Genomic DNA, 8958 nt, shown 5'->3' with positions numbered 1-8958 from the left:
CTCGTTGTCGAGGCCCGCGAGGACCTGGAGATCGTCCGGGGCGTCCGCGCATGTCTTGCCGCCGGCCGCTGAGGTCAGGAGCACCGAGGGAATGGTGTTAGGGAACGGTGTTTTCGTCTTGGTCCGGTCTGTTCCGGTATTGTCACTCGCCGTGGTTGCGTCTCCGCCGGCCGGGCCGGGCAACGCCGGGCGTTGGCGGCGGTGGAGCCGTGCCGACACCGGTCAGGCCGCAACTTTCCTCGACCTGACCGACATCGACGAGATCACCGCGACGCTGCTGGCCCCGCCCGAGCAGTACGAGGGCCTGCGGCGCCGAGTGGTGGACCAGTTCACCCTGCTGAGCGCAAACCGCTGTCTGCTCCAGCGGTCGGTCAACTGGGGCCCGCTGGATCCACTGCTGACCGCCGTCGCCCGGTCGCGTCACCTGCTGGTCAACACCGGCGGTCGGTTACCCGACGAGGTGTCGCTGCTGTTGCCGATCTCGACGATGCCCAAGCGGGCGCTGGTCGCGTTCAACCTGCTCGGACCAGGCGGATCCGATGCCCACCTGATGCCGTACACCGCAAGCATCGCGACCCAGGGTAACCTCGTTGCCCGGCTGGCGGCGGACATCGGCCATCCGCCGTCGGCGGCGTCCAGATTCGTCGTGGACGCCGTCTCCCGTTTCCGTCCCGGCCGCCTGAGCGGCAACCATCCGGGGCTTCTCCCGCGCCGCGGTGGTCCTCTCGGCGTGCCGGCCATCCGCGAGTATCTCGACAGGGAAGCGGAGCTGGCGCTGTCAGAGGCGACGGTGCGGTCGTGGGCCCGGATCGTCGCAGAAGCCCAGATCGTCCTGCGGCGGGCTCTCGCCGAGCCGTTCGACCCGCTGAGCAGCTCCGACAACCTGCTGCTGGCCGTCGGCGAGCTTCGCCGCGATCCCGCGGTGCCCGATGACCTCGACGAGGCCGGGATCGAGGCGTTCCTGTGTGACTTCGTCGCCTGGATCGAGGCTCTCGACGCTGCCGGCGACGTGGCTGTTCCGGTGCTGTCCACGGTCGCCGAGTACGGACGGCGGTGGGAGGCGCTCGCCGCGGTGACGCTCGATCCGTACCGGCCTGCTCTGATCAAGATGCAGGAGGAACGGCGAACCGTGGTGGCACGGCGCAGCCCGCTGCGCGGCGGTGCGCGGATGCGCTGGAGGCACCTGGTCAGCCCGACCGCGCTGGTGGACCTCGATCCGGGCGGTCCGGGCACCTATCACGTCAGCGTGGGAACCGACGACACGAGCATCGAGATCCGCGATCCCGTCGTGATCGACCTGTTCAACCGGCCGGTCGACCGCACGTTCGTCGAGGACGTCCAGCGCAATCGCGAGGTGTACGCCTACTACACCACCGACGCCCGCCGTCCGGCGCGCGCAAGGCTGCTGGTGGGACTGAGCGTGTCCCGGGACGTCTCGCGGGTGAGCGTGGCGATCCTCCTTCTCATGATCGTCACGGTGGGGCTGTCCGCCCTGCCCTTCGACCTCGACACCGACGCGGTGGCCGTGGTGGCCGTGCCGTCGTCGTTCGCGGCCACCCTGCTGCTCACCCGGGAGCGCAGCAGCCTCGCCGCGTGGGTGCTCGGACCCTTGAAGCTTCTCCTGCTGGCGCTGCTGATGGCCTTGGCGGTCACGGCCGGTGTGCGGGCCGCGTTCGGCTGGCACACGTCGCTGTAGCCGTCGGCAGGGTAGACTGATCGCCTGCACGTGAGGACCGGGACGGCTAGGAACAGGATGGTCGCCATGCCGAAGAATTACGGCCGGGGTGTGGTCGTCGACTCCTGGCGTCCCGGTGGTCTGCGGGGCCTCGTCCGGCTCGGCCGGGTCGAGCTGTGGACCCGACTTGACCGGAACATGCTGCGATCATCCAGCGACCCGAAGCCGAGCGCGTCGTCAGGGCGCCGTCATCAGGATGCCGGTCGCGCTGGGTAGCGTCTATCGTCGAAGCTTCCTGGTCGTCGGCATTCTGGCCGTCTCATGTGCGTCGGAGATGCCGTCACGTGCCGTGCTGGGCGTTGGTCGGCCATGGCGTAACAGCCAGGTATGGCGTAACAGCCAGGTATTGCCCGACAAGGCACCATGAGAACTAAGGTGACCGGCATGTCAGTGTTGTCCCGAGCGCCCTTCGGTCGCATGATCACCGCAATGGTCACCCCGTTCACCACGGGTGGCGAACTCGATCTTAAAGGTGCCGCGGCACTCGCGGAGCATCTGGTGGATGTCGGCAACGACGGTCTGGTTGTCAACGGGACGACAGGGGAATCACCGACCACCTCGGACGCGGAAAAAGAAGAGCTGCTGAGGGCGGTGGTGGAGGCTGTCGGCGCCCGGGCGCGGGTGATCGCCGGAGTGGGGACCAACGACACCCGGCACACGGTGGAACTGGCCGTAACAGCACAGAAGGCCGGTGCGCACGGACTGCTGGTGGTCAGCCCTTACTACAGCAGGCCTCCGCAGACCGGGCTTGTGTCGCACTTCCGTACGGTCGCGGACGCCACTGGTCTACCAATGATGATTTATGATATACCTAGCCGTACCGGTGTCCCGGTAGCAACGGATACGCTGGTGCGCCTGGCTGACCATCCACGGATCGTAGCCGTCAAGGACGCCAAGGACGATCTTGGTGCGTCATCGTGGGTCCTTGCCCGAACAGAACTTGCCTACTACTCCGGTACGGACATTCTCAACCTCCCGCTCCTGGCAGTGGGGGCCGTCGGGGTCGTAAGCGTCGTCGGGCATGTCGCCGCCACCCGGATCCGTTCGATGATCGATGCTTTCGATGCAGGTGACGCCGTCCGTGCCCGTTCTCTACACCTGAGTCTGCTTCCGGCGTACGAGGGCATGTTCAGGAACCAAGGTGTGATCATGACAAAAGCTGCTCTCAACATGGCCGGGTTGCCTGCCGGAGGAGTCCGTCCACCCCTGGTGGACGCGACCGAGGAGGAGCGCGAGCAACTGCGCGCCGACCTGGCCGCGGCCGGGGTCGACCTGTCCGCGGATGCGACCGCGACGGTGGGTTCCGCGTGAGTCATCCCCATCCCGGGTTGGGAACGCCGCCACCGCTTCCGCCGGACGGGCTGCGCATCGTCGCGCTCGGGGGCCTCGGCGAAATCGGGCGCAACATGACCGTGTTCGAGTTCGGCGGCCGGCTGCTCGTCGTCGACTGCGGAGTCCTGTTCCCCGAGACCGACCAGCCCGGTGTCGACCTCATCCTGCCCGACTTCACCGCGATCCGGGACAGGCTGGACGCCATTGACGCGGTCGTGCTCACCCACGCCCACGAGGACCACATCGGCGCCGTTCCCTACCTGCTGCGCGAACGCGGCGACATCCCGCTGGTCGGTTCCCGGCTGACGCTCGCGCTGACCGTGGCCAAACTCGCCGAGCACCGCATCAGCCCGGTCACGGTCGAGGTCCGGGAGGAGGAGGCGCACGACTTCGGCCCGTTCGGCTGCGAGTTCTTCGCGGTCAACCACTCCATTCCGGACGCCCTGGCCGTGGCGATCCGGACGCCGGCCGGTCTGGTGCTGCACACCGGCGACTTCAAGATGGACCAGCTTCCCCTCGATGGCAGGCTCACCGATCTGGGTGGCTTCGCCCGGCTCGGCCGTGAGGGGGTCGATCTTCTTCTGTCCGACTCCACCAATGCCGAGGTGCCCGGTTTCGTGACATCGGAGCGGGAGATCGCTCCGATCCTCGACGGTGTGTTCCGGGATGCGGGCAAGAGGATCATCGTCGCGTGTTTCGCCAGCCATGTGCACCGTGTGCAGCAGATCATTGATGCTGCGGAGGCGCACGGCCGCTCGGTGTGCTTCGTGGGACGCTCGATGGTCCGTAACATGGGGGTGGCCCGCGATCTCGGACTGCTGCGGGTCCCACCTGGCATCATGATCGACATGCGTGACGTCGCCGCTCTGCCGGACCGCAACATCTGTCTGGTCTCGACCGGATCCCAGGGTGAGCCGCTGTCGGCCCTGTCCCGGATGGCGAACCGGGACCATGCGATCCAGATCGAGGCCGGCGACACGGTCGTGCTCGCCTCCAGCCTGATCCCGGGCAACGAGAACGCGGTCCATCGGGTGATCAACGGGTTGACCCGATGGGGAGCGAAGGTCGTCCACAAGGGTGTGGCCAAGGTGCACACCTCGGGGCATGCGCCAGCCGGCGAGCTGCTGTACGTCCTCAACGCCACCCGACCGTCCAACGTCATGCCCGTGCATGGTGAGTGGCGGCATCTGCGTGCGCATGGCGCACTTGCCGAGGCAACCGGCGTGCCCGCGGACAGGGTCGTGCTCGCCGACGACGGCATGGTCGTCGACCTGGTCGACGGGCAGGCGAACATCACCGGTGTCGTCCCGTGCGGCTATGTCTACGTCGACGGGCTTGCCGTCGGCGACGTCGGCGAGCCGAGCCTGAAGGACCGTCGCATCCTGGGCGAGGAGGGCTTCATCACGATTATGGTCGTGGTCGACGCCGCGTCCGGGAAGGTCGTGGGTGGCCCCGAGCTGTCGGCCCGGGGGTTCTCCGACGCCCGCGAGACATTCGAGCCGGTTCGCGCTCTGGTGACCGAGGCGCTGGCCGAGGCGATGCGGTCGGGCATGGTGGACGTCGGTGCGCTGCAGCAGCTGGTGCGCCGCACGGTCGGCCGCTGGGTGAGCGACACCTATCGGCGCCGGCCGATGGTCGTTCCGGTGGTCGTCGAGGTCTGAGCTCGAGGTCCGAGCTGGCGGCGGTTTTAGAACGCAGTCCGGCGTGGGCGACGCGCCCGGAAGGTCGGGGTTGCCGGATGCCGCAGCAGGAGACCGGTACCGTCCTGGAGTGGCCACACGGGCGAGTGGCACGCGGACGCGTGCCCAGGCTGGGAGGTCCGCCTCCCGGGCGGCGCCCGCGCGGCGTCCACCGGCCGCGGGAAAGTCGACGGGGGGAAAGTCGACAGGGGGCAGGCCCCAGGCGAAGGCCACCCCCGCGAAGGCCGGTGCGAGCAAACCTCGTGTGCCTTTCACCCTGCTGGCCGCCCATGCCGCGATCCGGCTGACGATCCGGTTCTGGCGGGCCGCGGCTGCGCTGCTGGGCAGCATGGTCCGCCGGATCGGTCGGGGCGCCCGTGACCTGCGCATCGACGAGACCCACCGGCGGGACGGCGCAGGGCTTGCCGCGCTCGGCGCGACCGCGCTCACCACAGCCGCGGTCTGGTTCCACGCCGCTGGGCCCGTGGGGCGCGTCATTGCCGGCACATTGCACTTCCTGGTCGGTGCGGGAGCCGCGGTGCTCCCACTGTTCGGTCTCGGCGCGACGTGGCGACTGATCCGCAGTCCGAGCGATCCGGACAGCCGTGGCCGGGTGCTGATCGGTTGGACCGCGTTCGCGGCGGGTGTCCTGGGGTTGGTGCACGTCGCGCACGGGGTTCCCGATTTCGGCGCCGGTACCGGCGCCATCGGGCGGGCAGGCGGACTGGCCGGGTTTCTCGTGAGTTCGCCGCTTTCCAGCGCCGTCACCCCGTACCTGGCGGTACCCCTGCTGATCCTGGTGAGCGTGTTCGGCATACTCGTGATCACCAAGACCCCGATCCGCGCGATCCCCGAGCAGTTGCGTGAGCTGCGGGACAGGCTCATGGTCGGCTACGAGCGCAGGGACGAGGTGGGCGAGCCGGCCTCTGACAGCCTGGCGCAGGCCCAGCCCCAGGCCCCCGGGTCACTGGTGGAGGATCTGCTCGGGATCGGCCCCGCCGGGGATACCCAGGTCGGCGATGCTCGGGCCGGCCGGGGCCGGCGCTCCCGGTCGGTGCCGGACCCGGACGTGTTCGACATCGACGCGCTCGGTGGCGAGGCGTCCGATGGGGCCGCGGACGGCGTGCCCGCGGCCGGCGCGGCCGGGGATGAGGGGCCGCCGGCGGACGGTCCCGCGCCCGCCCGGGCTGGCGAACGGCGAGCACCGAAGGTGCGCGGGCGTGGGCCGGTGCAGACGCGTCTTCCCGATCCGTCCGAGGTGGAGCACTTCGTCGCTCCCGACCTGAGCGGGATGGCGGACAGTGACTACGTCCTGCCGTCACCGACCCTGTTGCAGCAGGGCACGCCCCCGAAGGTGCGGTCGGCGGCGACAGACGTGGTGATCGCCTCGCTGACGGACGTCTTCACCCAGTTCCGGGTGGACGCCAAGGTGACCGGTTTCACCCGGGGCCCGACGGTGACCCGCTACGAGGTCGAGCTGGGTTCGGCCGTGAAGGTCGAGCGGATCATCCAGCTCACCAAGAACATCGCATACGCGGTAAAGAGCCCGGACGTGCGGATCATCAGCCCGATCCCGGGCAAGAGCGCGGTGGGTATCGAGATCCCGAACACCGACCGGGAGCTGGTCTCCCTCGGTGACGTGCTGCGCAGTGAGGAGTCAACGGGCAACCCGCATCCGCTGCTGGTCGGCCTCGGCAAGGACATCGAGGGCGGCTATGTGGTCGCGAACCTGGCGAAGATGCCGCATATCCTCATCGCGGGGGCGACCGGGGCGGGTAAGTCGACCTGCATCAACACGCTGATCACGAGTGTGCTGGCGCGGGCCACGCCCGATCAGGTGCGGCTGGTGCTGGTGGACCCCAAGCGGGTGGAACTGACCAGCTACCAGGGGATCCCGCATCTGATCACGCCGATCATCACGAGTCCGAAGAAGGCCGCGGACGCGCTGGCGTGGGTGGTCAAGGAGATGGAGAACCGGTACGAGGATCTGGCCTCCTGCGGGGTCCGCCACGTCGACGACTTCAACCGCAAGGTCCGGGCGGGGGAGATCGTGGCGCCGCCGGGGTCGGAGCGGGTGTATACGCCGTATCCGTACATCCTGACGATCGTGGACGAGCTGGCCGACCTGATGATGGTGGCGCCGCGCGACGTCGAGGACGCGATCTGCCGGATCACGGCGATGGCCCGGGCGGTCGGTATCCACCTGGTGTTGGCCACGCAGCGGCCGTCGGTGGACGTGGTGACCGGGTTGATCAAGGCGAATGTGCCGTCCCGGCTGGCGTTCGCGACGTCCTCGCTGGCGGACAGCCGGGTCATCCTGGATCAGGGCGGGGCGGAGAAGCTGGTCGGTCTCGGTGACGCGCTGTTCCTGCCGATGGGCGCGGGCAAGCCGGCCCGCATCCAGGGCGCGTTCGTCTCCGAGGAGGAGATAGCGGCGATCGTCGCCCACACCAAGGAGCAGGCGGCCCCGGCGTTCCGCGTGGACGTGTTCGACAGCGCGGCCGAGCCCAAGAAGGAGATCGACGAGGACATCGGGGACGACCTCCAGCTGTTCGTGCAGGCGGTCGAGCTGGTGGTGTCGACCCAGTTCGGGTCGACGTCGATGCTCCAGCGCAAACTTCGGGTGGGGTTCGCCAAGGCCGGCCGCCTGATGGACCTCATGGAAAGCCGCGGCATCGTCGGTCCGAGCGAGGGGTCGAAGGCGCGGGACGTGTTGGTTATACCGGATGAGCTTGAAGGTCTTTTGGTAACTCTGCGTAATGCTTAGCAGTGGCGACGGCGATCATCAGGGTGTGCTTTCGGCTACTGGCCAACCACCGTAGACTCGTCAGTACTGCCGATCCGACCGGGCGGAGGTTGGCCATGCAGTCCGCTGACCCGACGGTGTCCGCCGGCAGCCCGTCCCCTGAGGGTGTGGGTGCGGTGCTTTCGGCCGCTCGCACCAGGCAGGGTCTGTCGGTCGCGGACGTCAGTGAGCGGACCCGCGTCCGCGCCACTCTGATCGAGCAGATGGAGATCGACGATTTCACCGGTTGCGGCGGTTCGGTGTATGCGCGTGGTCACATCCGCAGCATTGCCGGTACGTTGGGGGTCGATCCCGTACCGCTGATCGCCGAATTCGACCGGGCCCACGGCCGGACGAGCGAGCCGCAGGCGCTCCCTTCGCGGCCGTTTGACCCGTTGATCCCGAACGGGGCGGGAGCCCGTCGGGGATTCCCCTGGATGCCCGCGGTGATCGTCGCACTGGTCGCGATCTGTGTGCTGGCCGCTCTCGCCGTCCTCGTCCCGAACGGCTCCGACAGCGCGCTGCGCGGCCCGGCCGATGCCCGGGCGGCGGCCACGGGCTCGCCGGTGTCGCCTGGTGCCGGGGCCGCACCCGGGGCGTCCGCCTCGCCCGCGCAGTCCGTGACGACCGCACCGAGCGGGGTGAACGTCGAGGTGGCGGTGCGGGACGAACCGAGCTGGCTGGAGATGCGGGACGAGACGCAACGGGTCCTGCTGCAGCAGCTCCTGCAACCCGGCGACAGTCGGTTGGTGAAGGCGGCCCGCTCCGTAGAGATCAAAATTGGTAACGCCGGGTCGGTGGAGGTCTTCTGCAACGGGCGGGACCTGGGCCTGGGGGGCAATCCCGGTCAGGTTGTCACCGTACGTGTGGGTTTGGGTGCGTCAGGGGACTGTGCCGTTGGTAACCCGGCGTCCCGGTAGCCTGACGTCGTGCCCGATCGCCCCGTTCGCCGTGTTGCACTGATCACGTTGGGATGTTCCCGCAACGACGTGGACTCCGAGGAGCTTGCGGCGCGCCTGGGGGCGGACGGCTGGACCGTGGTCGACGATCCAGCTGCTGCCGACGCCGTGGTGGTCAACACGTGCGGCTTCGTCGACGTCGCTAAGAAGGACTCGATCGACACGCTGCTCGCCGCCGCCGACCTGCGCGATGCCGCCACAGGTGCCGGCGGTGCTGCCGGCGGCCCGAAAGCGGTGGTCGCGGTGGGCTGCCTGGCCGAGCGGTACGGCCGGGAACTCGCCGACAGTCTGCCGGAGGCCGATGCCGTTCTCGGCTTCGACGCCTACCCGGCTCTCGGCAGCCATCTGGACGCGGTGCTGCGCGGCGAGACGCCCTCGGCGCACGCTCCGCGTGACCGGCGGACCCTGCTGCCGATCACGCCGGTCGACCGCCAAGCGGGGCGGGTGGGGCGGGCCGGGCCCGCATCC

General features: G+C 69.0%; 6 protein-coding genes and 1 pseudogene. All 7 read left to right on the top strand.

Features of this window, described 5'->3' with window-relative positions; all coding sequences use genetic code 11:
* The first annotated feature begins 118 nt into the window (after positions 1–118).
* Positions 119–1696, top strand: coding sequence for a hypothetical protein (locus tag DD1DGNOD_RS21175; protein ID WP_430827848.1), 1578 nt, complete (start codon positions 119–121; stop codon positions 1694–1696).
* Between the two features lie 66 nt (positions 1697–1762).
* The gene (locus DD1DGNOD_RS21170) at positions 1763–1951 is read left to right on the top strand and encodes a hypothetical protein (RefSeq protein WP_131768267.1); all 189 of its coding nucleotides are present in this window, start codon (positions 1763–1765) and stop codon (positions 1949–1951) included.
* A gap of 168 nt (positions 1952–2119) precedes the next feature.
* Positions 2120–3046 carry a 4-hydroxy-tetrahydrodipicolinate synthase gene (gene dapA / locus DD1DGNOD_RS21165; RefSeq protein WP_131768266.1) on the top strand — a complete coding sequence of 309 codons (927 nt, stop codon included), beginning with the start codon at positions 2120–2122 and terminating at the stop codon, positions 3044–3046.
* A complete protein-coding gene (locus tag DD1DGNOD_RS21160) occupies positions 3043–4728 on the top strand; it encodes a ribonuclease J (RefSeq protein ID WP_131768265.1) in 1686 nt (561 codons plus the stop codon). Before dapA ends, DD1DGNOD_RS21160 begins: the two co-directional genes overlap by 4 nt.
* 367 nt (positions 4729–5095) lie before the next feature.
* Positions 5096–7513, top strand: a complete 2418-nt coding sequence (locus DD1DGNOD_RS21155; RefSeq protein ID WP_241255894.1) for an FtsK/SpoIIIE family DNA translocase — start codon at positions 5096–5098, stop codon at positions 7511–7513.
* A gap of 95 nt (positions 7514–7608) precedes the next feature.
* Positions 7609–8451 (top strand): helix-turn-helix domain-containing protein, encoded by an 843-nt coding sequence (locus DD1DGNOD_RS21150; RefSeq protein ID WP_131770901.1) that lies wholly within the window; start codon positions 7609–7611, stop codon positions 8449–8451.
* 9 nt (positions 8452–8460) lie between these two features.
* Positions 8461–8958: pseudogene (locus DD1DGNOD_RS21145) on the top strand (30S ribosomal protein S12 methylthiotransferase RimO); the annotation flags it as partial.

The sequence above is a fragment of the Candidatus Protofrankia californiensis genome, from assembly GCF_900634765.1.
Lineage (GTDB): Bacteria > Actinomycetota > Actinomycetes > Frankiales > Frankiaceae > Protofrankia > Protofrankia californiensis.
This window is presented reverse-complemented; position numbering and strand designations above follow the sequence as displayed.

Excerpts from the sequence above, each read along its gene's own strand:
- DD1DGNOD_RS21170 (WP_131768267.1), top strand. The coding sequence starts at position 1,763 with ATGCCGAAGAATTACGGCCGGGGTGTGGTCGTCGACTCCTGGCGTCCC.
- dapA (WP_131768266.1), top strand. The coding sequence starts at position 2,120 with ATGTCAGTGTTGTCCCGAGCGCCCTTCGGTCGCATGATCACCGCAATG.
- DD1DGNOD_RS21155 (WP_241255894.1), top strand. The coding sequence starts at position 5,096 with ATGGTCCGCCGGATCGGTCGGGGCGCCCGTGACCTGCGCATCGACGAG.
- DD1DGNOD_RS21150 (WP_131770901.1), top strand. The coding sequence starts at position 7,609 with ATGCAGTCCGCTGACCCGACGGTGTCCGCCGGCAGCCCGTCCCCTGAG.